Source organism: Pseudomonas sp. PSKL.D1, from assembly GCF_028898945.1.
Lineage (GTDB): Bacteria > Pseudomonadota > Gammaproteobacteria > Pseudomonadales > Pseudomonadaceae > Aquipseudomonas.
Window position 1 is genome coordinate 82148 of sequence record NZ_CP118607.1, and the last position, 23050, is coordinate 105197.

A 23050-nucleotide genomic window follows, 5' to 3' on the forward strand; every position below is an offset into this window, starting at 1 on the left:
CCCTTTACTTGCGAAAAGGTTGCAGGGTGTGCCATCACACACCCCGGTTTTCAGCGCTTTGGCAGGGCCAGGCTCAGCAAGAATAGCATTGCTGCGCAGACCACGATCGAAGGGCCGGCAGGGGTGTCCTTGAACCACGACATGGCCAGGCCCCCGCAAACAGCCGTGATGCCTAGCAGGCTGGCGCCCAGCGCCATCTGTTCGGGTGACCGTGCGTGGCGTTGTGCCGCAGCGGCGGGAATGATCAGCAGCGAGGTAATCAGCAGCACGCCGACAATCTTCATGGCAACGGCGATGACCACCGCAATCAGCAGCATCAGCGCCATGCGCAGGCCCGCGACAGGCAGGCCTTCGACCATGGCCAGTTCCTCATGCACGGTGACTGCCAGCAGAGGCCGCCACAGCACTGCGAGCAGCAGCAAGACCAAGGCGCTGCCACCGAGGATCCAGGACAGGTCGGTGGTGCTGATGGCCAATAGGTCACCAAACAGGTAGGCCATCAGGTCGATACGAACATCATGCATGAAGCTCAGCACTACCAGGCCCAGCGAGAGGGTGCTGGGGGCCAGGATGCCTAGCAGCGTGTCCGAGGCCAGAGGCTGGCGTTGCTGCAAGGTCACCAGCAGGATCGCCAACAACAGGCAGCCGACGGTTACCGCTAATGCCGGGCTCACGTCCAGCGCAAAGCCCAGCGCGACCCCCAGCAAAGCGGCATGGGACAACGTATCGCCGAAATAGGCCATGCGCCGCCACACCACGAAAGAACCCAAAGGGCCAGCTACTACCGCCAGGGACAAACCCGCAAGCAAGGCGTAGAGAAGAAAATCAGCCATGCTTGCAGTGCTCTCCGTGAACATGGGTGCCGGGGGCGATGACCGAGTCATGCAGGTCGTGGCTGTGGTCGTGATGGTGGTGATAGACGGCCAGGCTCGGCGCGTTCTGGCCGAACAGCTCGACGAAGGCCGGGTCATTGCTGACCTGTTCGGGGTGGCCGGAGCAGCACACATGGCGGTTCAGGCACACAACCTGGTCGGTGGCGCTCATCACCAGGTGCAGGTCATGGGAAACCATCAGCACACCGCAACCATGGCGATCGCGCAGGCGGGTGATGAGGTTGTACAGCTCGGTTTGGCCGACCACGTCGACGCCCTGTACTGGCTCGTCCAGGACGAGCAGTTCAGGTTCGCGCAACAGGGCGCGGGCCAGCAGCACGCGCTGCATTTCACCGCCGGAAATGGTCTGGATCGGGCTGTCGATAACCTGCTCAGCCCCCACTTCCTGCAGCGCCGACAAGGCTGCCGCGCGGTCTACGCCGGGCACCAGGCGCAAGAAGCGCAGCACCGACAGCGGCAGCGTGGCGTCTACCTGAATTTTTTGCGGCATGTAGCCGATGCGCAACTTCGGCCGGCGCCACACCTTGCCCCGGTGTGGCTTGAGCAAACCGAGCACGGCACGCACCAGCGTGGTCTTGCCGGCACCGTTGGGGCCGATCAGGGTCACGATCTGCCCAGGGGCAACCGAAAGCTCGATACTGTCGAGCACGGCCTCGCCACCAAACGTGACACCGACCTGCTCAAGGCGGATCAGCGCATCGCTCATGCCGCGCTCCGGCAGTTGCCGCACAAGCCGACAATTTCCACCGTCTGGGTTTCAACGCTGAAACCCACGGCATTCGCGCTGGCGACGATTGCGCCGCTGATGCTTTCCTGCTCCAGCTCAATGGCCACATGGCATTCACGACAAATCAGGAACTGGCCCTGATGCACGTGCTCCGGGTGGCTGCAGCCGATGAAGGCATTCAGCGACGCGATGCGGTGTACCAGCCCGTTTTCCAGCAGGAAATCCAAGGCACGGTAAACGGTGGGTGGCGCAGCCCGGCGCCCGTCCTGCTCGCTCAGCACGGCCAGGATGTCATAGGCACCCAGCGGTTTGTGGCTTTGCCACACCAGTTCCAGCACCCGCTTGCGCAATGCGGTCAGGCGCAAGCCTTGGCGGGTGCACAGGGCATCGGCTTCGGCCAAGGCGCTGTGGACGCAGTGGGAGTGATCGTGAGGACGGTGAGCCAGCGGCGTGATGGACATGGGCAGCGACGGTTCTGGACAGAGACGTTATTATGTTACCTGTTTCTGACGAGTCGAGTATTCATCGTGTCCCGATTCCTTGTGCTTTTTGTCGCTTTCATCGCCTGTTCGGCCCAAGCCGACGTGCGTGTGCTGACCAGTATCAAACCCCTGCAGCAGATTGCCGCCGCCGTGCAGGACGGTGTCGGCAGCCCCGACGTCTTGCTGCCCCCCGGCGCTTCGCCGCATCACTACGCCCTGCGCCCGTCCGACGTACGGAAGGTTGGCGATGCTGACCTGCTCTACTGGATTGGCCCGGATATGGAAAACTTCCTGCCGCGAGTGCTGGCTGGCCGCAGCAAGCCCACAGTGGCCGTGCAGTCGCTGTCGGGCATGAGCCTTCGCCATTTTGGCGAGGACAGCCATTCCCACGAGGAAGAGGACCACGACGATCATGACCACGATCACCGGCCAGGTAGCCTGGATGCGCACCTTTGGTTGTCGTCCGTGAACGCTCGCGTGATCGCCACGAAGATGGCGGCCGACATGGCTGCTGCCGACCCGGCCAACGCAGCACGCTATCAGAGCAACCTGAAAGGCTTCGTTGAGCGCCTTGATGGGCTGGATGCGCGGATCAAGGCTCGTGTGGCCGGTATTGCCGACAAGCCCTACTTCGTGTTCCACGAAGCGTTCGATTACTTCGAGGCTGCCTATGGCCTGAAGCATACCGGCGTGTTCAGCGTGGCTTCCGAGGTGCAGCCGGGAGCTCAGCATGTGGCCGCAATGCGCAAGCGCCTGCAGGAAGTGGGCAAGACGTGTGTGTTCAGCGAGCCGCCACTGCGGCCTCGGTTGGCCGAAACGTTGACCGCCGGGTTGCCGGTGCGGTTGGCTGAGCTGGATGCCTTGGGTGGTACTGACCCGGTAGATGCCAAGGGTTATGAGCGTTTGCTGGAGAAGCTGGGCGGGGATTTGGCGGGGTGCCTGGAGCAGCTTTGAAACCTGTGCCGGCCAATCGCGGATAAATCCGCTCCTACACTTGTAGGAGCGGATTTATCCGCGATGCGGGTCACAAGGCGAACGGCAGCTTCAAGGCCACCTGTTGCCGTTGTGCCAAACGCACCTCGAATTCGCTCGGGTCATGGATCATCACATCCATCCCGGCAAACGACTCCGCCGCAATCAGGCGCGACAGCCAGAAGCGCACGCACCCTACCCGCAGCATCTCCGGCCACAGCTCGGCCTCGGCCGCCGTGAAAGGCCGCAAAGCCGCATAGGCCGCCAGCAATGCCTGTGCCCGAGGCACATCAATGGCACCCTGCTCATCCAGGCACCAGTCGTTCACGGTGATGGCGATGTCATACAGCATCGGGCCGGAGCAGGCGTTGTAGAAGTCGATCACGCCCGTCAGGTGCGTCCCCTCGAACATCACGTTGTCGCGGAACAGGTCGGCATGCAGGTTGGCCCGTGGCAACGCCAGGATCTGCGCCTTGTGCGCGGTAATTTCGGCGAGTGCCGGCTGCAGCAGCGCAGCCTGTTCAGCAGTAAGGCGCGGCATCAGCTCGGCGCCGGAAGCCAGCATCCAGTCCAGGCCCCGATCGGTCTTGCGCTCAATGACCTTATTGCGGGTAGCCAGGTGGATGTGCGCCAGCAGCTCGCCAACTTGCGCGCAGTGCTGGTTATTCGGCGCCTTGATGTGCTTGCCCGACAACCGGGGCTGCAGCAGCGCCGGCTTGCCGCACAGCTCGCGCAGGCCATTGCCGTCGCGGTCACGGATGGCGTACGGCACCGGCATGTCGGCGGCGTGCAGAGTGTCGAGCAGCTCGATGAAGAACGGCATGTCCTCGCTGGGCCCGCGCTCGATCAGCGTCAGCACGAACTCCCCCTGTTCAAGGCTGACGAAGAAATTGCTGTTCTCGGTGCCGGCGGCAATGCCCTGGAAGTCGAGCAGACGGCCCAGCTCGTACGGCGCCAGAAAGGTTTCCAGCTCGGGCCGGGTCACGGGGGTGAAGACTGACATGATGAAAGTTTGCCCATACGGGCACTCCGCCGGGAGTGCCAGGTTGATGTGAACGGTGCGCGTCAGATTACCACTCGAAGATCTTCCAGGACGGAATCAGCATGTCCGGTTGGTCGGAACGAATGAAATTGCCATCGGAGCCATCGGCGCGTACCAAGAAATACGGCTTGCCGTTTTTCGGCGTTACCTTGATTGCATACAGGAAGCCGTTTTGCCGGTACTCCTGGATGGTTCTATCGCCTTCCGTGCGAATGGTGACATCGGGATCTGCCGATGGGGCGTCTTCCGCCGCCTGGGTGACGACAGGCATGGTTGCCAACAGGCCGAGCAGTAACAGGCGATTGAGTGTACGCATGATAACCTTGTCCCTTTGTCGTCATTGATCCGGCTATTCTAGCCCCGGACCCGCCGAAAAGGTTGATTCTCCTCATGAGCCAAGCGCCTCTCGTCCTGGTGGACGGTTCCTCCTACCTCTACCGCGCCTTCCACGCGCTGCCACCACTGACCACCTCCAAGGGCTTGCCCACCGGCGCGGTCAAAGGTGTGCTGAACATGCTCAAGAGCTTGCGCCGCCAGTACCCGGACAGCCTGTTTGCCGTGGTGTTCGACGCCAAGGGCGGCACTTTCCGCGACGCCATGTTCGCCGACTACAAGGCCAACCGCCCGAGCATGCCGGATGACTTGCGGGTTCAGGTAGAGCCGTTGCATGCCAGCGTGCGGGCGCTGGGCTATCCGCTGCTGTGCGTGGAAGGGGTCGAAGCCGACGATGTGATCGGCACCCTGGCACGCAGCAGCGCGGCACAGGGCCGGCCGGTGATCATTTCGACCGGCGACAAGGACATGGCGCAGTTGGTGGACGGGCACGTTACTTTGGTCAACACCATGACCGGCAGCGTGCTGGATGTGGCGGGTGTGCACGAGAAATTCGGTGTTGGCCCTGAACACATCATCGATTTCCTGGCCCTGATGGGGGACAAGGTTGACAACATTCCTGGCGTGCCTGGTGTAGGTGAGAAGACTGCGGTAGGCCTGCTGACTGGTATCGGCGGCGGCCTGAGCGACCTGTACGCCAACCTCGACAAAGTACCGGCTCTGGCGATTCGTGGCGCCAAGACGCTACCAGCCAAGCTCGAAGAACATCGGGATGCGGCATTCCTTTCGTATGAATTGGCCACCATCAAGGTAGACGTGCCGCTTGATGTGGAAGTTGAGGCGCTGGTCTGCGGCGAGCCGGACCGTGAAACGTTGCTAGCGCTCTACACCGAGATGGAATTCAAAAGCTGGGTTGCCGAAGTACAACGTGATGCGGTGAAGGTTGGTGAGGAAATCGTGCCGGTTGATGCGCCAGCCGCCAAAGTCGAGCCCACGTACGAAACCATCCTCGATCAAGCCCGCTTTGACGCATGGCTGGAAAAGCTTCGCCAGGCGCCACTGTTTGCCTTCGACACGGAAACCACCGGCCTCGATGCCCAGCAGGCGCAGTTGGTGGGCCTGTCGTTCGCGGTCCAGGCCCATGAAGCGGCCTACGTGCCCCTGGCCCATGACTATGAGGGAGCACCGGTTCAGCTCGACCGCGAAGCTGTGCTGCTAGCCCTCAAGCCACTGCTGGAGGACCCGGCAAAAGCCAAGGTCGGGCAGAACGCCAAGTACGACATCAACATCCTTGCCAACGGCTCGCCGGCCATTCAGATGCGCGGTGTTGCTTACGACACCATGCTTGAGTCCTACGTGCTGAACTCGACGGGCACACGCCACGACATGGACAGCCTGGCGCAGAAGTACCTGGACCACGCCACCATTGCCTTCGAAGACATCGCCGGCAAGGGTGCCAAGCAGCTTACCTTCAACCAGATCCATCTGGACAAGGCCGGGCCCTACGCCGCAGAGGATGCCGATATCACCTTGCGCCTGCACCAAGCGCTGCAAACGCGCCTGGCCCAGACGCCCAGCGTGCTGCCGGTGCTGATGGACATCGAGATGCCACTGGTGCCTGTGCTGGCCAAGATCGAGCGCCAGGGTGCTCTGGTAGACCCGGAGCTGCTGCACAAGCAAAGCGGTGAGCTGGGCGCCAAGATGATCGAACTGGAAGCACGCGCCTATGAGCTGGCGGGTGAAACGTTCAACCTCGGCTCGCCAAAACAGCTGGGCGCCATTCTTTACGACAAGCTCGGCATGCCTGTGCTGAGCAAGACTGCCAAAGGTCAGCCGTCTACTGCCGAAGCCGTGTTGGACGAGCTGGCCGAGCAAGGCTTCCCGCTTCCCGAAGTACTGATGCAGTACCGCAGCCTGAGCAAGCTCAAGAGTACTTACACCGACAAACTGCCGGGGCAGATCAACCCACGTACCGGGCGTATCCATACCTCGTACCAGCAAGCCGTGGCCGCGACTGGGCGGCTTTCCTCGAGCGACCCGAACCTGCAGAACATTCCGATTCGTACGGCCGAAGGCCGTCGCATCCGCCAGGCCTTTGTGGCCAGCCCAGGCTATAAGCTGCTGGCCGCGGACTATTCGCAGATTGAGTTGCGCATCATGGCCCACCTGGCCAAGGACGAAGGCTTGCTGCATGCCTTCCGCAACAACCTCGACGTACACCGTGCCACAGCAGCGGAAGTGTTTGGTGTGGACCTGGAGGCGGTCACTATCGACCAGCGTCGTAGCGCCAAAGCCATCAACTTTGGCCTGATCTATGGCATGAGTGCATTCGGCCTGGCCAAGCAGATTGGCGTAGACCGCAAGCAGTCGCAGGACTACATCGACCGCTACTTCGCCCGTTACCCAGGTGTGCTCGCCTACATGGAACGCACACGTGCCCAGGCCGCTGAGCAGGGCTTTGTCGAAACCCTGTTTGGCCGCCGCCTGTACCTGCCGGACATCAACGCCAAGAACCCTGCCTTGCGTAAAGGTGCCGAGCGCACGGCGATCAACGCGCCGATGCAGGGTACTGCAGCGGACATCATCAAGCGTGCGATGGTCAACGTGGACAACTGGCTGAGCGCGAGCGGCCTGGATGCCCGTGTGATCCTGCAGGTGCACGACGAACTGGTGCTGGAGGTGCGTGAAGACCTGGTCGAGCAGGTGAAAGATGAAATTCTCCAGCAGATGAGCAGCGCTGCGCAACTGGATGTGCCGCTGCTGGTCGAAGCAGGTGTTGGCTCGAATTGGGACGAAGCTCACTGATTGAGACGGCAAAGCTGTGTAGGATCTGCGACGTAGTGACGCGGATCCTGGCATGGCTCGATGCCATTAGTTCAGAAGTTTCATGAAACTATCGCAAATAGTTTTCTGGGGCCGGGAACTAAACCGGTGAAGCGGAACTCAGAGTCACTGAATGGCTGGTGAAGCCTTTCGATGCTCCTATGTTGTGTTAAGTGTTGGCAGATACCCGGACCCCGCCCTAGCGGTCCGGACTTGAACCCCGAACTTCCCCCTCCCCATATGAAGTCCGGGGTTTTTTTTGCCCGGAATTTGGCATGCGGTCTGTTGGGAGCCCTGTGGGAGCTGCGAACCGCCGCCCCCACAGCGGACGAGCAAACCCTCAAATGGCCGGCTTGTCTTCCAGTTCCATCCATTCAGCCAGCACTCGATAGGCTTCTTCCAGCCCCAGTCGCTTCGGCGCGGAGAACAGCTGGATGGTGGCGGTATCACCCCAACCCTTGCGAATTTCCGACTGCACCTTGAGCAGGGTGTTCTTGCCAGCGCCATGGGTAAGTTTGTCTGCCTTGGTCAGCAAAATGTGCATCGGCATGCCGCTGGCCTTGGCCCAGTCGAGCATCATTTTGTCGAAGTCGGTCATCGGGTGGCGCACATCCATCATCAGGATGATCCCTTTCAGGCACTCACGGCTGCCCAGGTAAGCTTCCAGGTGGCGCTGCCAGTGCTGCTTGAGCGGAATCGGGACTTTTGCATATCCGTAGCCCGGCAGGTCGACCAATCGCCGTTCATCGTCCAGACTGAAGAAATTCAACAGCTGGGTGCGCCCCGGGGTTTTCGAGGTACGCGCCAGGCTGGCATGAGTCAGGGTGTTGAGGGCGCTGGATTTACCGGCATTGGAACGGCCGGCAAAAGCCACCTCGTAACCCTGGTCGTCCGGGCATTGTTCGACCTTGGCAGCGCTGAGGGCGAATTTGGCTTTCTGGCAGAGGCCGAGGATGGGGTTTTTGACTTGCATGGGATTTCCGATGTGGGTGTTGCCTAAGCCTGGGCCGGCAAGCGGTGTCGTTTCCGTTTGGATGGCGGAAGTATATAATGCCCCAGTTTTTGTGTGCTCATTCTCCCAGCGAAGGAGAACGGGCATGGGGTGTCGAACAATAGCTCGCGCATCAGAACGCAGCGCGTCCCCCAACCCTGTCAGGTCGTTCCGCATGGCGAAATGGCTGCTAGCTGTCGGTATGTTCCTGCCGTATTTCAGCGCACAGGCTACACAGGATCCCGAGGCGTTGTACAACCGCACGTGTGCGGCCTGTCACGCCGGGCAGTTGCCACAGGCGCCCAAGAAGGGTGACCGGGCAGCTTGGGAGCCAAGGCTGGCGCAAGGCATGGACGTACTCACAGCGCATGTTACCCAGGGTTTCAAGGCTATGCCGCCGCGTGGATTGTGCATGGACTGCAGTGCCGAGGACTACCGTTTGGTCATCCTTTGGATGAGCGGCAGTCCCGATACATAACATTTCACCCTTAGCCGTGTTGGATTAGCTGATGAACAAACTAGTCGTGAGTCTGCTGTTGACCCTGGGTGTCGCAGGTGCGGCCACTGCTGCTGACCCCATCAAAGGCGATGCTGCCGCCGGCCAGGCCAAGACGGCCGTTTGTGGTGCCTGCCACAACCCTGACGGCAACAGCCTGGCGCCCAACTTCCCGAAACTGGCCGGCCAGGGCCAGCGCTACCTCGAAAAGCAACTGCACGAGATCAAGGCGGGCAAACGTACCGTGCTTGAAATGACCGGTATGCTGGCCAACTTCAATGATCAGGACCTGGCCGACATTGCTGCCTACTTCGCCAGCCAGAAAGGCAGCGTGGGTGCCGCCGACCCGAAACTGGTCGAACGGGGCCGTGCACTGTTCAATGGCGGCGACATCGAGAAAGGCTTGCCTGCCTGCACGGGTTGCCATTCACCTAATGGCGCCGGTATTGCGCTTGCCGGCTTCCCGCACCTGAGCGGCCAGCATTCGCAGTATGTGACCAAGCAATTGACCGACTTCCGCGAAGGCAACCGCACCAACGACGGCGATGCCATGACCATGCGCACCATCGCCGGCAAGCTGAGCAATCACGACATCGAAGCTCTGGCCAGCTACATCCAGGGGCTGCATTAACATTCGGTTAATGCTGTAGGACCAAGATGAAAGGGCGGTTTAACCGCCCTTTTTTCCGTTCACTGCCGTTACACTACAGAACTCGGGCCCTTCCCGGCCGGTCTTAGTACTGGTCGCGTCGAGGCGACCAATGAATGCTCAGGAGTAAAGCATGCGTAAACTGATTCTCAGCGCCGCGCTGGTCGCTGCCAGCGTATTCGGTATGACCGCCGTACAGGCCGCGGAGCCTGTGGCAGGCAAGGAATATATCGAGCTGAGCAACCCCGTTCCGGTTTCCGTTCCGGGCAAAATCGAGGTAGTCGAGCTGTTCTGGTATGGCTGCCCTCACTGCTACCACTTTGAGCCGACCATCAACCCGTGGGCCGAGAAGCTGCCAGCCGACGTCAACTTCAAGCGTGTACCTGCCATGTTTGGCGGCCCTTGGGACGCGCACGGCCAGATGTTCCTCACCCTCGAAGCCATGGGTGTCGAGCACAAGGTTCACGCCGCGGTATTCGACGCTATCCAGAACCAGCGCAAGCGCCTGACAGACCCTCAGGACATGGCTGACTTCCTCGCCACCCAGGGCGTCGACAAGGACAAGTTCCTCGCCACCTTCAACTCCTTCGCAATCAAAGGCCAGGTCAACCAGGCCAAAGAACTGGCGAAGAAGTATGAAATCACCGGTGTACCGAGCATGGTGGTCAACGGCAAGTACCGCTTCGACCTGGGCACGGCCGGCGGGCCGGAAGGCGTGTTGAACGTCGCCGACCAACTGATTGCCAAGGAGCGCGCCGCTAAGTAAGCGGCGCCCCCATGCCCCGCTTCAGAAGCACGCGTGGCATTGGCCTGCACCAGCCGCAGGTCAACGAGCATCACCTGCAGGCCCCTGGCCTGCCCGAGGATGGTCGCCTGCGGCTGCTCAGCTTCAACATTCAGGTTGGCATCAGCACCGAGCGTTACCGGCACTATCTGACCCGCAGCTGGCAGCACGTGCTGCCGCACACCGGCCGTGCGGGCAACCTGCAGAAGATTGGCGACCTGCTCAATGATTTTGACCTGGTTGCCTTGCAGGAGGCTGACGGCGGCAGCATGCGGTCGGGCTACGTCAATCAGGTGGAGCACTTGGCCCAGCTTGGGGCGTTTCCCTACTGGTATCAGCAGCTCAACCGCAACCTTGGGCGTTTTGCCCAGCACAGCAACGGTGTGCTCAGCCGTTTGAAACCACACCTGCTGGAAGATCATCCACTGCCCGGCCCTGCTGGCCGAGGTGCGATTCTGGTGCGCTTCGGTGAGGGTGAAGATGCGCTGATCGTGGTCATGATGCACCTTGCGCTGGGTGCCAAGACACGCGCCCGGCAACTGGCTTATATACGCGAGCTGATCGGCGGCTACCGCCATCAGGTGCTGATGGGTGACATGAACACCCATGCCACCGACCTGTTGGACCACTCTCCCCTGCGTGACTTGGGCCTCGTTGCACCCCAGGCCGAAGCAACCTTTCCCAGCTGGCGCCCACAGCGTTGTCTGGACCATATCCTGCTAAGCCCTACCCTTGCTCTGGAGCGGGTCGAAGTACTGGCGCAGCCAATTTCAGACCATCTTCCGGTTGCCGTGGAGATCCGATTGCCTGATGCACTGACTGTGGATACGCTGCCGGTCTTGAGCTAGATCAGCAAGTGCGTGCCCAAACCCTCAAGAGTTTGTGCCACTCGCCGACAGCCTTTAATTACCCCCACAGCTGCATTACCCGTCGCGGATCCAGGCATGACCGAAGAAGCCGAGCGCTGGAAAGAAAAATACCTCAAGAGTATCGAGCAGCAGGAGAAGCTCGAGCGTCGTTGGGAAGCACGCCTCGATCTGCTGCGGCGCGGCCTGGTGCGCAGCTCGCTGGCGGCAGAAGGCAGCGACAAGGTAGTCGACCAGTGCATGAAGGAAATGCGCGAAGTCATCCGCAGCGACACGATGGATGCCGGCCTTGCCGGGCTTATCCCTCGCCTGGAAAAAGCCGTGCTCGACTCGGAGCAGCGCCGCGAAACGCGGATGAACCAGGTCAGTGATGCCTTGAATGCGCTGGTTGCCCAGCTTCAGGGCCTGCCGTTGCCCGGCGATGTGTCTCGCCCGCTGAAAAAACTGGCCAAGAAGCTGGACGGTGGTGTTAGCCAGTCGCGTGAACTGCCGCCATTGCTGGGTGAACTCAGTGGCTTGCAAGGGCGCGCCTTGTCATCGCTTAGCAAAGGTGAAGAGGAGGCAAAGCCGGGGTTACTGCAGCGGCTGTTCGGCCATCGTGAGGATGATCCTCAGCCCGAAAGCGCTCCGGTGGCCACCGTGCCAGCTGCCCCGCCAGCCGAGGTTCAGCACCAACCGTTGCCGGATGGCCCTGTATTGGTCGACTTGCCTCCACGCGATATGGATGAGCTGCGGCCTGTTGCCCAGCCCCTTGAGAAGCCACAGCCGGAAGCAAACACGGTACCTGTCGTCGAGCCGCGAGCGCTCGACGAACCTGAGGCGACCACCTTGGAGCCAGAAGCTCCAGAGATGGGCGAGCCTCAAGCCGTACCCGAGCAGCCTCCCGTCCCCGTCGAACAGAAAGACGAAACTCTGGCGCCTTTGGCAGAAACCTTCGGCGAAGATGGGCCGTATGCACTGCCGGATGCGGTCGAGCCGCCCTACAGCCAGGTAGCCGCGCACATCGAGCAAACGCTGATCGGCTTGCTGGACGACCTCAGCCTGCCCGAACGCCACAAGGCGCAAGCTTTGGAGATGCGCGAACGCGTGGCACGGGGGCTGAACTGGTATGAGCTGATTCCGGTGCTGGATGACCTTGCTGTGCTGATGCTAGCCATCACCGACAGTGGCCAGCATGAATTCGAGACCTACCTGCAACAGCTCAATGAACGCCTGGAAACTTTCCAGAGCCACCTTCACGAGGCCAGTGCTGGCCACGCAGACAATAGCTCCGCCGCCCGTGAGCTGGACAGCCAGTTGCGCGAACAAGTCGATGGCCTGCAAAGCAGCGTGCAGGGTGCAGTTGACGTTGTCAGCCTGAAACAGATTCTGGAAGGCCGCCTGGAAGGCCTGTTGGTCACCATGGATGACCACCAGCACGAACGCGACCGCCGCGAACAGGAACTTGCCGGCCGCCTGCAAGGTTTGGCCGAGCGCGTGGCGAACATGGAGCAAGAAGCGCTCGGCTATCGCGAGCACCTTGAGGAACAGCGGCAAAAAGCCCTGATCGACCCGCTGACCGGCCTGCCCAACCGTGCGGCGTGGAGTGAGCGTGTAGAGCGCGAGATGGTGGATTGGCAAGAGAATGGTGGCCATCTGGCCATGGCGATTCTTGACCTGGACCACTTCAAGCGGATCAACGACAGTTATGGCCACCTGGCTGGCGACAAAGTGCTGAAAATTGTCGCCGATCAGTTGCGCAAACGCCTGCGTGCCCGTGATTTCATCGCCCGGTTTGGTGGTGAAGAGTTCGTGCTGCTGCTGCCGCAAACCTCACCGGCCGCCGCAGCGCAAGTCGCAGAAGCCTTGCGTGCGGCAATCGAAGCCTGCCCGTTTCACTTCAAAGGCGAGCGGGTAGTCATCACCACCTCCATTGGGCTGGGTGCATTCCGTACAGGAGAGCGCGGCGACCAGGTGCTCAAACGTGCCGATGCCGCGTTGTATCGGGCCAAAGAACTTGGCCGTAACCGCGTGGAACAAAGCTGAACGGGTGAGCCGGGCACGCATACGTTATGCTGTTGCGTTACTGGCAAATCACCCTGGCTTCCCTAATGAAAGCGTTTTTTACCGCATTGCTGCTGATTGCCCTGGCGGGTTGTTCGACCGGCCTGCGCATTGACCGCAGCCACCCCTCGGCCAACCAGGACAATCGCATTCAGTTTGTTGTCCTGCATTACACCAATGCCTCACTGGAGCGCTCGCTGGCGCTGCTTACCCATGGCGAGGTCAGCAGCCATTACCTGATTGGCGATGGGCCGGCCACCGTCTACCAGCTTGTTGATGAAAACCGTCGTGCCTGGCACGCGGGTGATAGCCAGTGGGATGGGCGTACCTGGCTGAACTCGAGCTCAATCGGCATCGAAATCGTCAACCCCGGGTTCACTGATACGCCGAATGGGCGGGTATGGCACCCCTACAGTGAGGCCCAGGTTCAAGCGCTGATCGCCCTGCTCAAGGACATCGTCAAGCGCAACAATATTCAACCCCGCTACATCATTGGCCACAGCGACATTGCGCCGCTGCGCAAGCTTGACCCGGGCCCGCTGTTCCCATGGAAACGCCTTGCCGATGCAGGTGTTGGCATTTGGCCAGAGGCCAACGCCGTGGCGCGGCAACAAGCTTACTTCAGCGTCAACCCGCCAAGCATCGCTTGGTATCAACAGCAGTTGGCGCGCTTTGGCTATGCCATAGAGCAGAGTGGCGAACTGGATGTAGAAACCCGGCATGTAATCGCTGCATTCCAGATGCGCTTCCGCCCACAACGCTTCGACGGTATGCCGGACGCGCAGACCGCGGCCATGCTGCAGGTTCTCAATCGCCTGCGTTGAAGCTTCCGCCAAACGGCGCGAGCCAATGTGCATTTCAGTTGCTATACCTTGGTAATCAACTGGATGCTGCCCATGTCGGCCCTGATAACTGCCTTGCGCCAATTTTTTTACCGTCCCTGGATGCTGGCCTCACTGGCAGCATTGGCCAGCGCCGCCGTGCTGCTGACTGCCAGCATTGGCATCGCATTGCAGCAGATGAAGCAGAGCGAAAGCGCGCAGATGAACGCTCAGGGCGAGCGCTTTCTTGATCGGCTGGAGCAGGTGTTTGGCCAGTTGCGCGAAGGGGTCGACGAGCTGCAGGCTCAGCCATTGCGCGGTTGCAGTCCGGCGATGGTGGCGGCTTTGCAGCAAGTTGGCCTGGGGTCTCGCTTTATCTACGAAGCGGCCTACGTAGACAGTAATGTGGCATGTTCCAATCGAGGTGGCGCGAGAGCCTTCGTGCCAACAAGGGCCCCGGATATTCAGGGCCCGACATACAGTTACTGGCTCAATACCACCACTGAACCCAACGAGAACCTCGCCGCATTGATGCTGGCGCGCGGCAACTTTCTGGTTTCCACCTCGCGCGGCCACCTGACCGACGTGGTTGACTTGCCGCCGGGCGGTAGCTTGTTGGTGGTGCTCGATAATGGCACCCGTGCCATTCCGGTGTTGGGGCCATCGCAGGTCTGGCCGCCCGCCAGCGATTGGCCACCGCCCAGCCAGAACTCGCTGTATGAGTTGCATGACCGCCTGGTGTACCGGATGCCGACGAAGTCCCCGGATTACCAGCTGGTGCTGATTGCCCCTCGTGCCAGCTTGCCCTTGCGGATGAACGGCATGCTTTGGCTGCTGTTCCCAGGCAGCGTGCTGGCAGCGTGCTGCATCGGCTGGTTGGTGCTGCAACTGATCTTGCAGCGGCGTTCAATGAGCTCGGAGTTGCAGAATGCGCTGCGCCGCGGCGAGCTACAGGTGCTTTATCAGCCAATCATCGAGCTCGACAGCCGGCGCTGTGTCGGAGCCGAGGCTCTGGTGCGCTGGCGACGGCCTGATGGCACATTGACCAGCCCTGACCTGTTCATCCCTTTGGCCGAGAACACTGGGCAGATTCGCCAGATCACCGACTTTGTTCTACAGCGTGTGCTTGAACAGTTGGGGCAGTTGCTGCGGTCGCACCGCAATTTGTACATCTCCGTGAATCTGGCAGCTTGCGATGTGATGGTGCCGCGTATTGGCCGGGTGGCGGCACGGTTGCTGGCATTGCATCGAGTCGCCGCCAGCCAGATCGCCTTCGAGGTCACTGAGCGGGGGCTGATTGACGTGGTGGTGGCACGCGATAACCTGCAGGCCCTGCGTTCGGTTGGGCATCAGGTGCTGATTGATGACTTTGGCACGGGTTACTGCAGCCTGGCCTACTTGCAGACCTTGCCGGTGGACTGCCTGAAGATCGATAAAGCGTTCATCGATGCGCTGGGCCATGACGCGGCCAGTAGTGGGGTGGCGCCGCATATCATTCGTATGGCCCATGACCTGCATTTGAGGGTGATAGCTGAAGGTATCGAGTGCGAGGCCCAGGCAGTGCTGCTCAATAGCGAAGGGGTCAATTACGGCCAGGGCTGGTTATTTGCCCATCCGCTCAATGCCCGGCAGTTTGCCGAGCTGGTGACCCGAGGGCGGCAGGTGCGTCGGTCGCGGATTGACGATGAGCCTTGAGGCCTGCCTCACCAGCCTGCTTCAGACTGGCAAAGCCATATAGAACTGTGTCCCCTGCCCTGGCCTGGAGAACACGCCCATACGCCCCCCGTGCAACTGGACGATCTCCTTGCACAAGGCCAAACCTAACCCGGCCCCGCCCTTCTTGCGCCCTACCTGCACGAATGGCTCGAAAATCCGCCCCTGCTGCCCATAGGCAATCCCTTCGCCGGTGTCCTCGACACTGACGATTACCCGCTCGACATGTCTTCGGGCATGCAGCCTGATTCGCCCGCCGCTGGCGGTGTGCCGGATGGCATTGTTGAGAAGGTTGTCGAGCACTCTGTCCAGTTGCGCAACGTCGGCCTGGATGCGAGGCAGCGGTGGTTCAAGTTCCATCACCAGCTCAACTTGCTTGGTCGAAGCCTGTTCACTGAAACGAGCCTGAGCGCGTTGCAGCAGGTCATCAATGGCGCACGGCGCAAGCTCAAGCTTTTGCAGCCCGCTTTGGTACCGCGAGAAGTTCAGCAGATCATTGATCAACTGCGTCAGGCGTTGCATTTCTTCGCCGATAGTCTCCAGCAGGTCGCTTTCGCGGGCTTCAGGTGGGAACTTGACTCGCTCGCGAAGCAAGCCAAAGGCCATGTGCATGCCAGTTACCGGGGTGCGCAGTTCATGCGAAGCGCGCAGCACGAACTCGCTGCGCACGCGTTCGAACGCCCGTTGTTCGGTGACGTCGTGGAGCACCATCACAGCACCAAGAATCGGCCCTTGCGGGTGGCTGACCGGTGTCAGGCTGTAGGTCAGCAACCGCGACTCTTCATCCACCTCGATACACAAGTCGTCGGGCTGGCGGTCCAGGCTGCCACCGCGCAACACCTGGCGCAGTTGCTGTTCCAGCTCTGGGCGTTGCAAGGCCTCGGCCAGGCCGCTGCCAACGCGGCTGTCACTCCAGCCGAGCTGGCGCTGGGCCACCGGGTTGAGGTGCTCTAGGTGGCCTTGGCGGTCAATGATCAACAGGCCGTCGTCGATGCTGTCGAGTACAGCCTGCAGGCGTTGCTGGCCGGCCAGCAATTCATCAACATTGGTCGCCTGATGCTTGCGCAGTGCGTCGGCCATGAGGCCGAAGCGGCGGGTAAGCTGATTGAGTTCGATGGCTTGGGTTACAGGCAAGGTGACATCGAAATTGCCCTGGCCTAATTGGTCTGCGGCTTTCGCCAGGGCCTCGATGGGCTGGCCAAAGCGCCGCGCGATGTTGTGCGCGGTGACAAATCCGAGCACCAGCACGACCAACCCCATCAGGCCAAGCACGCCACTGACCAACAGCGCCCGGTCGCGGGTGTGTTCTTCGCTACGAGTAATCGTGTCCAGCGCCTGCTTGTGCGAGTCGAGCAGGTCTGTGCGAACCTGGTTGAATGCGGCCCCCAGTGGTTGATCAATGCCCATGCTTCTGGCGGGTGCCGAACTGTCTCGATAAGCCTGGAGAAATGCCTGGTAGTTGCTGCTGGCTTTGCTGAGGCCCGTACGTTCTCCGCCCTGCTCAAGGCCTTTGTTCAGCAGGGTCTGGAAGTTTTCCTGCAACGCCTGGAGGTTATCCGGCGCTGTACTCTCATCCAGCATCAGCGTCAGTTGTTCACCCAGGTTTTGCCGCAGTTTGAGGCCAACCTCCAGCGCGTGAGTCATTTCACCCACCGACCTCTGCTGCACGGTTGCCATTTGCAGCACACTTACAAGGCCTAGCAGCAAACCCAGCAGCGCGACCGTGACCAGCGCCGATATGCTCAGGAAAAGCCGCGTGCGCAGCTTCATTGGCCATCTCATAGGTTGTACTGCTTACGCTTGCGATAAAGGGTGGAGGCATCGATACCCAGTGTCTTGGCGGCTTGGTCGAGGGTATCGCTGGCAGCCAGTACGGCGCCGATGTGAGCGCGCTCAAGCTCGTCGAGGCTTAATGCCGCACCGACCCGTGGCGCGTTGCTGGCTGGTTGTTCGCCCATGCCCAAGTGGCTGATTTCGACCCGTTCCTGTGGGCAGATGATGCTGGCACGCTCGATCACGTTGCGCAGTTCGCGGATGTTGCCGGGCCAGCGGTAGTTGAGCAGTGCGGCACGCGCCTCTTCGCTGAAGCCTCGTGCCGGGCGGGAGTACTCCTTGACGAAGCGTGCCAGGAAGCGATCTGCCAGGGTAAGAATGTCTTCACTGCGTTCACGCAGGGGCGGCAGGTGCAAGGTGATGACGTTCAGGCGGTAGAGCAAGTCTTCCCGGAAGCGGCTTTCCCGCACCATCTCTTCAAGGTTCAGGTTGGTTGCCGCCAGAATGCGCACATCGGCCCGGCGGGTGACCGGGTCTCCGACCCGCTCGTACTCTTTGTCCTGAATGAAGCGAAGCAATTTTGGTTGCAAAGTCAGGGGGAAATCGCCGATTTCGTCGAGAAAAAGCGTGCCCCCGTCCGCCTGGCTGACCCGGCCCAGCGTACTTTCGCTGGCACCGGTGAATGCGCCACGGGTATGGCCAAACAGCTCGCTTTCCATCAGTTCTGCATTGAGCGACGGGCAGTTGATAGTGACGCATGCCTTGCGTGCTCGCTTGCTCCAGCCGTGGATGGCGCGGGCCAGTTCACCTTTACCGGTACCCGACTCGCCGAGGATGAGGATGTTGGCATCGGTGGTCGCCACCTGCCGCGCGGTTTCCAGCACGGCCATCATGGCCGGGCTGTGCGAGTCCAGGCCGTCCTTGGGCTTGCGCATTTCCCCTTCAAGCGCTTCGAGCCGCGCAGACAGCTGGCGGACCTCCAGTTGTTTGGCGGTGGCAAGGCGCAGTTGATCCGGGCTGCAGGGCTTGACCAGGTAATCGGCGGCACCCGCCTGAATGGCATCAACCGCGGTGTCGATGGCTGAATGAGCGGTGACGATGACTACCCGCATCCACGGCGCTTGAACACGCATCTGAGCCAATACGTCCAGGCCATTGTCTTCGCCGAGGCGCAAATCGAGGAAACATAGGTCGAACACCTGGCGTTGCAGCAGCGCTTCGGCCTGTGAAGCACTGTTGGCGGTGGCCACGCTGTAGCCTTCGTCTTCGAGGCAGTAGCGGAAGGTGCGCAGGATCGCGGACTCGTCATCCACCAGCAGAATGCGGCCTTGCTTGTCCTGGGCTGATTCCATGTGCTGCGCTCCTTAGGGGTCGATCTCAATTAGTGTGGGGAAAATCGGGCAAGTTGCATGGTCAATTCTGAAGGATTCTGTCCTTTGCATGCTAGCCAATGGCCAATGACTGCCGTGAAGCCGCGATATCTCGATGATTTTCTTAGAGCAGAGCGGTGGCACATTGGTTGCGACGATTTTCAGATTTTGCCAACAAAAGGAGTGCGCACATGCTCATTTCCACTCGAATGAGTCTTCTCGCTGCCAGCCTAGTGTTCATTTGCGCGTCGGTATCGGCGGACCCGATACAGAACGCCCGCCTTGAGGGTTCACTGCAAACAGCCCTGTCGCTTAATCGAATGCTCAACCCGTTCCGCATCGGCGTCGAGGTCGAAGGCCACCAGGCGCGGCTTTCAGGCGAAGTGGAGAACGAGGTCGAACGCCAGCTGGCTGAACATATTGCGCTGGCGACGCGCGGAATTGAGCAAGTTGATAACCGGTTGCAGGTTAAACCCGAATTGGTAGAGCGCCCGCTTGAGCTGCGTGCGTATGCCCAGCGGTTGGAGGACGCCACCCTGGCTGCCGTCATTCGCGCTCGATTGCTTTGGAGCCGAACCACCGAAAAGGCACCTATCGAGGTGCAGAGCAGTGACGGTGTAGTGACCCTGCGCGGCAGGGTCGACAGCCCTGAAGCCAAGGAGCTGGCGGGTGTAGTGGCACGCACAACCGACGGCGTGCACCTGGTCAACAACCTGGTGAGCCTGGACACCGCTGCCATGGCCAAGGCCAGAGAGAATCCAGTTGGTGCGCCGACCGGCCCGCAGCCCAGCGATAGCTGGGTGGTAGACAAGATCCAGAACAGCTACCGCTTCAGCCGCAACCTGGATGGGTTGAACATCAAGGTGGCCAGTGAAGAGGGCATGGTTCGGCTGTCCGGTGAGGTGGTCAGCAGTGAGCAAAAAACCATCGCTGTGGAAATCGCCCGCCAGATCATTGGAGTTCGGGGCGTTGATGCAGATTTGCTCAAGGTAGCCACCAAGGTCGAAGGCTGATCGTGCAAATCGCACGACGCCATAGGGGGCATCGTGCAGGATACGTCCTCACAGGATTACCGATTATTATTTAACTATATGATTTACAAGGATTTTTTATTATAGAAACAGCTGGCATGCAGGCTGCAATTACCTGTTCAGGTTTGAATAGAAAAATTACAGCAGGAGAAGCCGGCATGAACCGCCAGTCCGTCAACCGTCCGCAGGCCGCCGCACTGCCCATCCGCCACTTCGTGATGATTGGAATGGCGGTACTGCTGACATTGGCCGCCGGCCTCTTCTACTACAGCTGGCAAACCGCGCGACTGGCCGATCAGGTGGCCGCGCAAACTGCCTTGCTGGCACAGATTCAGGCATCTCATGCCAAAACCTTGGTGAAGGCAGCTGAACCGCTGCCATCTGCCAGTACCCCACCGGCCACTGTCGAAACTGTTGTGCCTCAAGAGCGCTGGGTGTTTTGAGGCCTGAGGCCGGGCTGTTTTCCAAAAAGAAAGGAGATGCATCATGCTGAGTTGGGCTATCACTTTCCTCATCATCGCCATCGTCGCTGCCGTACTGGGTTTCGGTGGCATCGCCGGCGCCGCCACGGGTATCGCGAAGATCCTGTTCATTGTCTTCCTGGTGCTTTTCGTAGCCTCCTTCTTCTTTGGACGCGGTCGAGGTTGAACATGAGCAGGAAGCCAATCACATCGCTGGCTGCGGCCCTGCTTCTGGCTGGAAGCGCAGCAGCGATGGCGGCCAATGATGGCCAGGTCCGGGTCGACCAGCTGCTCGGCTCGGACCCTGAATATCGGGAAACCTGGCAGGACACCATCAAGGGCGAGGAACGCCTGCCTGACTGGGTGATCAACCTGACCGGCAGTGCTCAGGAGCAGATGTCTGCCGTCACCGAGGACGGTGACCAGTATTTGGTTGGCCCGTTGTGCGAGGCTCAGGACAAATGCACCTACAAGCGTTTGATCGTGGCCTTCAGTTGGGACAAGGAAGATGCCTACGGGATGCTCGTGGAAGTGCCCGAAGGCCTGCCCAGCGACAAGTCTCCTACCCGCCATGCGCAGTACCGTTGGCTGGGTGAGCCTGACGATGGCATGAAGGCCATGCTTCAGGAGCAACTCAAGCGTGACCCGCACTGGTACTGACCATCGGTCACGCACTGTCATTAAATAGAAGCGGAACCTTTCTATCTTTCTCGCTTCTATGATGCGCCGCCTCGAGGAGGGGTGGCTCATGACCAAGGGGCCGGGCTGTTCTGATTGTTGCAGGATCGGAGTGGCCTAGGGGTACAGGGAGTGCCTCCAGTGTTGGGCCGGGTCAGGAAAGGCAGATCGGAAGCTTCAGGTCAGGCGTATGCGATGCATACGTAATCCAGGCCTGGCTTCCGAGGCGCCATCTAAGGTTTCCCTTCCGACTTTCACGAATTGTCCGCCAGGACACATTTTGTCTCGACCGTACATCAACTTTTTTTCGCCCTTCCCTTGCGCTTAACAAGTGCCATTTCAGCCATTCGGATTGTCGAACAAGCCATTTCTTGACGCCTTTCAACCCAGTCAAATCGGCCTAAATATGGCGGTTTGGTCTTGTTCGGATTTCCGAACGTTATAAATCAATGACTTGCGAACGCCCTTTTCCAGTGCAAAGCACTATGCCGTATCGGCATGGGGTATGCGTTTCCGGCATTAGATTTCAGCCTTTCCCATCGCAATAGTTGCCGCCTTTTTCGCTGGCCCGAGCGCCCTGTCGCTCGCTCGCGGTGTCCTTACATGAGGTCTCCGGACGGAAGCTATTGCTGCCCGTGACGTTGCCAACGGCTCTGTTACGCGCTTTTCCGGTCGGTGCCCATGACCACTAGAACAAAGGGTAAAGACATGAAGAAGGCAAAACTGAGCCTCGCCTGGCAGATCGTGATCGGTCTGGTCCTGGGCGTTGCAATCGGCGCGCTACTGAACCACTTCAGTGCGGAGAAGGCCTGGTGGATCAGTAACGTCCTCCAGCCCGCTGGTGACATCTTCATTCGTTTGATCAAGATGATCGTCGTCCCGATCGTGATTTCGTCGCTGATCGTGGGTATCGCCGGGGTTGGCGACGCGAAGAAACTGGGCAGCATCGGCCTGAAGACCATCATCTACTTCGAGGTGGTGACCACCATCGCCATCGTTGTTGGCCTGGCATTGGCGAACCTGTTCCACCCGGGTGCTGGCATCGACATGAGCACCCTGGGTACCGTCGATATCTCCAAGTACCAGGCCACGGCGGTTGAGGTGCAGCATGAGCATGCGTTCATCGAGACCTTGCTGAACCTGATCCCGTCGAACATTTTTGCGGCGCTGATGCGTGGCGAGATGCTGCCGATCATCTTCTTCTCGGTCATGTTCGGCCTGGGCCTTTCGAGCCTGCAGTCCGACCTGCGCGAGCCGCTGGTACGTACCTTCCAGGCCGTATCGGAAACCATGTTCAAGGTCACCCACATGATCATGAACTACGCGCCGATCGGTGTATTTGCCCTGATCGCCGTGACGGTTGCCAACTTTGGCTTCAGCTCGCTGCTGCCATTGGCCAAGCTGGTGTTGCTGGTGTACTTCGCCATCGCCTTCTTTGCCTTCATGGTGCTGGGCCTGATTGCACGCATGTTCGGCTTCTCGATCATCAAGATCATGCGCATCATGAAAGATGAGCTGATTCTGGCCTACTCCACCTCCAGCTCCGAAACCGTGCTGCCGCGCGTCATCGAGAAGATGGAAAAGTACGGTGCACCTAAGTCGATCTGCTCGTTCGTGGTCCCGACCGGCTACTCGTTCAACCTGGATGGTTCGACCCTGTACCAGAGCATCGCCGCCATCTTCATTGCTCAGCTGTACGGTATCGACCTGTCCTGGAGCCAGCAGCTGCTGCTGGTGCTGACCTTGATGGTCACCTCCAAGGGTATCGCCGGTGTACCGGGCGTGTCGTTCGTAGTGTTGCTGGCTACCCTTGGCAGCGTGGGTATCCCGCTGGAAGGCCTGGCCTTTATCGCCGGTGTCGACCGCATCATGGACATGGCACGTACCGCCTTGAACGTGGTTGGCAATGCCTTGGCGGCGCTGGTGATCGCACGTTGGGAAGGCATGTACGACGCGGCCAAAGGCGAGAAGTACTATGCCTCGCTGATGGCGGATACGCAGGAAACTGTTGTGGTTGGCGAAGCTGCCAAGCGCTGAATCTGATGCGTTGAACAAAAAACCCCGACTTGTCGGGGTTTTTTGTTGTCTGTAAGGGCTTGGCA

Annotated in this window: 22 protein-coding genes; 14 read left to right on the forward strand and 8 right to left on the reverse strand. The window is 60.2% G+C overall.

Annotation, left to right across the window (positions count from 1 at the left end):
- Positions 1-50: 50 nt before the first annotated feature.
- From znuB to zur, 3 genes are read right to left on the reverse strand one after another with little or no spacing between them, the layout of a single operon-like run.
- Positions 51-833: a zinc ABC transporter permease subunit ZnuB gene (gene znuB / locus PVV54_RS00410; RefSeq protein WP_274908084.1), complete on the reverse strand. Its 783-nt coding sequence runs from the start codon at positions 831-833 to the stop codon at positions 51-53.
- Positions 826-1599 carry a zinc ABC transporter ATP-binding protein ZnuC gene (gene znuC, locus PVV54_RS00415; protein ID WP_274908085.1) on the reverse strand — a complete coding sequence of 258 codons (774 nt, stop codon included), beginning with the start codon at positions 1597-1599 and terminating at the stop codon, positions 826-828. Before znuC ends, znuB begins: the two co-directional genes overlap by 8 nt.
- Positions 1596-2081 (reverse strand): zinc uptake transcriptional repressor Zur, encoded by a 486-nt coding sequence (gene zur / locus PVV54_RS00420; RefSeq protein ID WP_274908086.1) that lies wholly within the window; start codon positions 2079-2081, stop codon positions 1596-1598. The genes znuC and zur overlap by 4 nt, the downstream gene beginning before the upstream one ends.
- Positions 2082-2147: 66 nt before the next feature.
- Between zur and PVV54_RS00425 the strand changes: the two genes are divergently transcribed.
- Positions 2148-3056 (forward strand): zinc ABC transporter substrate-binding protein, encoded by a 909-nt coding sequence (locus PVV54_RS00425; protein WP_274908087.1) that lies wholly within the window; start codon positions 2148-2150, stop codon positions 3054-3056.
- A 70-nt stretch (positions 3057-3126) separates the two neighbouring features.
- Here the strand turns inward: PVV54_RS00425 and PVV54_RS00430 are convergent, their stop codons facing one another.
- The gene (locus tag PVV54_RS00430) at positions 3127-4077 is read right to left on the reverse strand and encodes a homoserine kinase (protein WP_274908088.1); all 951 of its coding nucleotides are present in this window, start codon (positions 4075-4077) and stop codon (positions 3127-3129) included.
- A gap of 67 nt (positions 4078-4144) precedes the next feature.
- Positions 4145-4432, reverse strand: coding sequence for a DUF2782 domain-containing protein (locus PVV54_RS00435; protein ID WP_274908089.1), 288 nt, complete (start codon positions 4430-4432; stop codon positions 4145-4147).
- Between the two features lie 74 nt (positions 4433-4506).
- Between PVV54_RS00435 and polA the strand changes: the two genes are divergently transcribed.
- Positions 4507-7254, forward strand: coding sequence for a DNA polymerase I (polA, locus tag PVV54_RS00440; RefSeq protein ID WP_274908090.1), 2748 nt, complete (start codon positions 4507-4509; stop codon positions 7252-7254).
- A gap of 358 nt (positions 7255-7612) precedes the next feature.
- Here polA and yihA read toward each other — a convergent pair whose 3' ends face one another.
- Positions 7613-8245: a ribosome biogenesis GTP-binding protein YihA/YsxC gene (gene yihA, locus PVV54_RS00445; RefSeq protein ID WP_274908091.1), complete on the reverse strand. Its 633-nt coding sequence runs from the start codon at positions 8243-8245 to the stop codon at positions 7613-7615.
- Positions 8246-8438: 193 nt separating this feature from the next.
- On the opposite strand from yihA, the gene PVV54_RS00450 reads away from it, so the two are divergent.
- The 7 genes from PVV54_RS00450 to PVV54_RS00480 all read left to right on the forward strand — a co-directional run bounded on the left by PVV54_RS00450 (position 8439) and on the right by PVV54_RS00480 (position 15617).
- Positions 8439-8741 carry a c-type cytochrome gene (locus PVV54_RS00450; RefSeq protein ID WP_274908093.1) on the forward strand — a complete coding sequence of 101 codons (303 nt, stop codon included), beginning with the start codon at positions 8439-8441 and terminating at the stop codon, positions 8739-8741.
- A gap of 31 nt (positions 8742-8772) precedes the next feature.
- Entirely contained in the window at positions 8773-9390 is a 618-nt protein-coding gene (locus PVV54_RS00455; RefSeq protein ID WP_274908094.1) for a c-type cytochrome, read from the forward strand.
- A gap of 151 nt (positions 9391-9541) precedes the next feature.
- Positions 9542-10174 carry a thiol:disulfide interchange protein DsbA gene (gene dsbA, locus PVV54_RS00460; protein ID WP_274908095.1) on the forward strand — a complete coding sequence of 211 codons (633 nt, stop codon included), beginning with the start codon at positions 9542-9544 and terminating at the stop codon, positions 10172-10174.
- An 11-nt stretch (positions 10175-10185) separates the two neighbouring features.
- Positions 10186-11040 carry an endonuclease/exonuclease/phosphatase family protein gene (locus PVV54_RS00465; protein ID WP_274908096.1) on the forward strand — a complete coding sequence of 285 codons (855 nt, stop codon included), beginning with the start codon at positions 10186-10188 and terminating at the stop codon, positions 11038-11040.
- 96 nt (positions 11041-11136) lie between these two features.
- Positions 11137-13083 carry a GGDEF domain-containing protein gene (locus PVV54_RS00470; protein WP_274908097.1) on the forward strand — a complete coding sequence of 649 codons (1947 nt, stop codon included), beginning with the start codon at positions 11137-11139 and terminating at the stop codon, positions 13081-13083.
- 65 nt (positions 13084-13148) lie between these two features.
- On the forward strand, positions 13149-13925 hold the full coding sequence (locus PVV54_RS00475; RefSeq protein ID WP_274908098.1) for an N-acetylmuramoyl-L-alanine amidase: 777 nt from the start codon (positions 13149-13151) through the stop codon (positions 13923-13925).
- Positions 13926-13997: 72 nt separating this feature from the next.
- Positions 13998-15617, forward strand: coding sequence for an EAL domain-containing protein (locus PVV54_RS00480; protein ID WP_274908099.1), 1620 nt, complete (start codon positions 13998-14000; stop codon positions 15615-15617).
- A 21-nt stretch (positions 15618-15638) separates the two neighbouring features.
- On the opposite strand, the gene PVV54_RS00485 is transcribed toward PVV54_RS00480, so the two are convergent.
- Positions 15639-17417, reverse strand: a complete 1779-nt coding sequence (locus PVV54_RS00485) for a KinB sensor domain-containing domain (RefSeq protein WP_274908100.1) — start codon at positions 17415-17417, stop codon at positions 15639-15641.
- Positions 17414-18760 carry a sigma-54-dependent response regulator transcription factor AlgB gene (algB, locus tag PVV54_RS00490; protein ID WP_274908101.1) on the reverse strand — a complete coding sequence of 449 codons (1347 nt, stop codon included), beginning with the start codon at positions 18758-18760 and terminating at the stop codon, positions 17414-17416. The genes PVV54_RS00485 and algB overlap by 4 nt, the downstream gene beginning before the upstream one ends.
- A 209-nt stretch (positions 18761-18969) precedes the next feature.
- Here algB and PVV54_RS00495 point away from each other — a divergent pair, with 209 nt between their 5' ends.
- The 5 genes from PVV54_RS00495 to gltP all read left to right on the forward strand — a co-directional run bounded on the left by PVV54_RS00495 (position 18970) and on the right by gltP (position 22985).
- The gene (locus PVV54_RS00495; protein WP_274908102.1) at positions 18970-19791 is read left to right on the forward strand and encodes a BON domain-containing protein; all 822 of its coding nucleotides are present in this window, start codon (positions 18970-18972) and stop codon (positions 19789-19791) included.
- Positions 19792-19967: 176 nt separating this feature from the next.
- Positions 19968-20252, forward strand: a complete 285-nt coding sequence (locus PVV54_RS00500) for a hypothetical protein (RefSeq protein WP_274910512.1) — start codon at positions 19968-19970, stop codon at positions 20250-20252.
- 43 nt (positions 20253-20295) lie between these two features.
- Positions 20296-20457, forward strand: a complete 162-nt coding sequence (locus PVV54_RS00505; RefSeq protein ID WP_003252966.1) for a DUF1328 domain-containing protein — start codon at positions 20296-20298, stop codon at positions 20455-20457.
- 2 nt (positions 20458-20459) lie between these two features.
- A complete protein-coding gene (locus PVV54_RS00510) occupies positions 20460-20930 on the forward strand; it encodes an inhibitor of vertebrate lysozyme family protein (RefSeq protein WP_274908103.1) in 471 nt (156 codons plus the stop codon).
- Between the two features lie 726 nt (positions 20931-21656).
- The gene (gene gltP / locus PVV54_RS00515; protein ID WP_274908104.1) at positions 21657-22985 is read left to right on the forward strand and encodes a glutamate/aspartate:proton symporter GltP; all 1329 of its coding nucleotides are present in this window, start codon (positions 21657-21659) and stop codon (positions 22983-22985) included.
- The last annotated feature ends 65 nt before the right edge of the window (positions 22986-23050 follow it).

Bases quoted from the DNA above. Each gene is read 5' to 3' on its own strand.
- znuB (WP_274908084.1), bottom strand. From the start codon at position 833: ATGGCTGATTTTCTTCTCTACGCCTTGCTTGCGGGTTTGTCCCTGGCG.
- znuC (WP_274908085.1), bottom strand. From the start codon at position 1,599: ATGAGCGATGCGCTGATCCGCCTTGAGCAGGTCGGTGTCACGTTTGGT.
- zur (WP_274908086.1), bottom strand. From the start codon at position 2,081: ATGTCCATCACGCCGCTGGCTCACCGTCCTCACGATCACTCCCACTGC.
- PVV54_RS00430 (WP_274908088.1), bottom strand. From the start codon at position 4,077: ATGTCAGTCTTCACCCCCGTGACCCGGCCCGAGCTGGAAACCTTTCTG.
- PVV54_RS00435 (WP_274908089.1), bottom strand. From the start codon at position 4,432: ATGCGTACACTCAATCGCCTGTTACTGCTCGGCCTGTTGGCAACCATG.
- polA (WP_274908090.1), top strand. From the start codon at position 4,507: ATGAGCCAAGCGCCTCTCGTCCTGGTGGACGGTTCCTCCTACCTCTAC.
- yihA (WP_274908091.1), bottom strand. From the start codon at position 8,245: ATGCAAGTCAAAAACCCCATCCTCGGCCTCTGCCAGAAAGCCAAATTC.
- PVV54_RS00450 (WP_274908093.1), top strand. From the start codon at position 8,439: ATGGCGAAATGGCTGCTAGCTGTCGGTATGTTCCTGCCGTATTTCAGC.
- PVV54_RS00455 (WP_274908094.1), top strand. From the start codon at position 8,773: ATGAACAAACTAGTCGTGAGTCTGCTGTTGACCCTGGGTGTCGCAGGT.
- dsbA (WP_274908095.1), top strand. From the start codon at position 9,542: ATGCGTAAACTGATTCTCAGCGCCGCGCTGGTCGCTGCCAGCGTATTC.
- PVV54_RS00465 (WP_274908096.1), top strand. From the start codon at position 10,186: ATGCCCCGCTTCAGAAGCACGCGTGGCATTGGCCTGCACCAGCCGCAG.
- PVV54_RS00470 (WP_274908097.1), top strand. From the start codon at position 11,137: ATGACCGAAGAAGCCGAGCGCTGGAAAGAAAAATACCTCAAGAGTATC.
- PVV54_RS00475 (WP_274908098.1), top strand. From the start codon at position 13,149: ATGAAAGCGTTTTTTACCGCATTGCTGCTGATTGCCCTGGCGGGTTGT.
- PVV54_RS00480 (WP_274908099.1), top strand. From the start codon at position 13,998: ATGTCGGCCCTGATAACTGCCTTGCGCCAATTTTTTTACCGTCCCTGG.
- PVV54_RS00485 (WP_274908100.1), bottom strand. From the start codon at position 17,417: ATGAGATGGCCAATGAAGCTGCGCACGCGGCTTTTCCTGAGCATATCG.
- algB (WP_274908101.1), bottom strand. From the start codon at position 18,760: ATGGAATCAGCCCAGGACAAGCAAGGCCGCATTCTGCTGGTGGATGAC.
- PVV54_RS00495 (WP_274908102.1), top strand. From the start codon at position 18,970: ATGCTCATTTCCACTCGAATGAGTCTTCTCGCTGCCAGCCTAGTGTTC.
- PVV54_RS00500 (WP_274910512.1), top strand. From the start codon at position 19,968: ATGAACCGCCAGTCCGTCAACCGTCCGCAGGCCGCCGCACTGCCCATC.
- PVV54_RS00505 (WP_003252966.1), top strand. From the start codon at position 20,296: ATGCTGAGTTGGGCTATCACTTTCCTCATCATCGCCATCGTCGCTGCC.
- PVV54_RS00510 (WP_274908103.1), top strand. From the start codon at position 20,460: ATGAGCAGGAAGCCAATCACATCGCTGGCTGCGGCCCTGCTTCTGGCT.
- gltP (WP_274908104.1), top strand. From the start codon at position 21,657: ATGAAGAAGGCAAAACTGAGCCTCGCCTGGCAGATCGTGATCGGTCTG.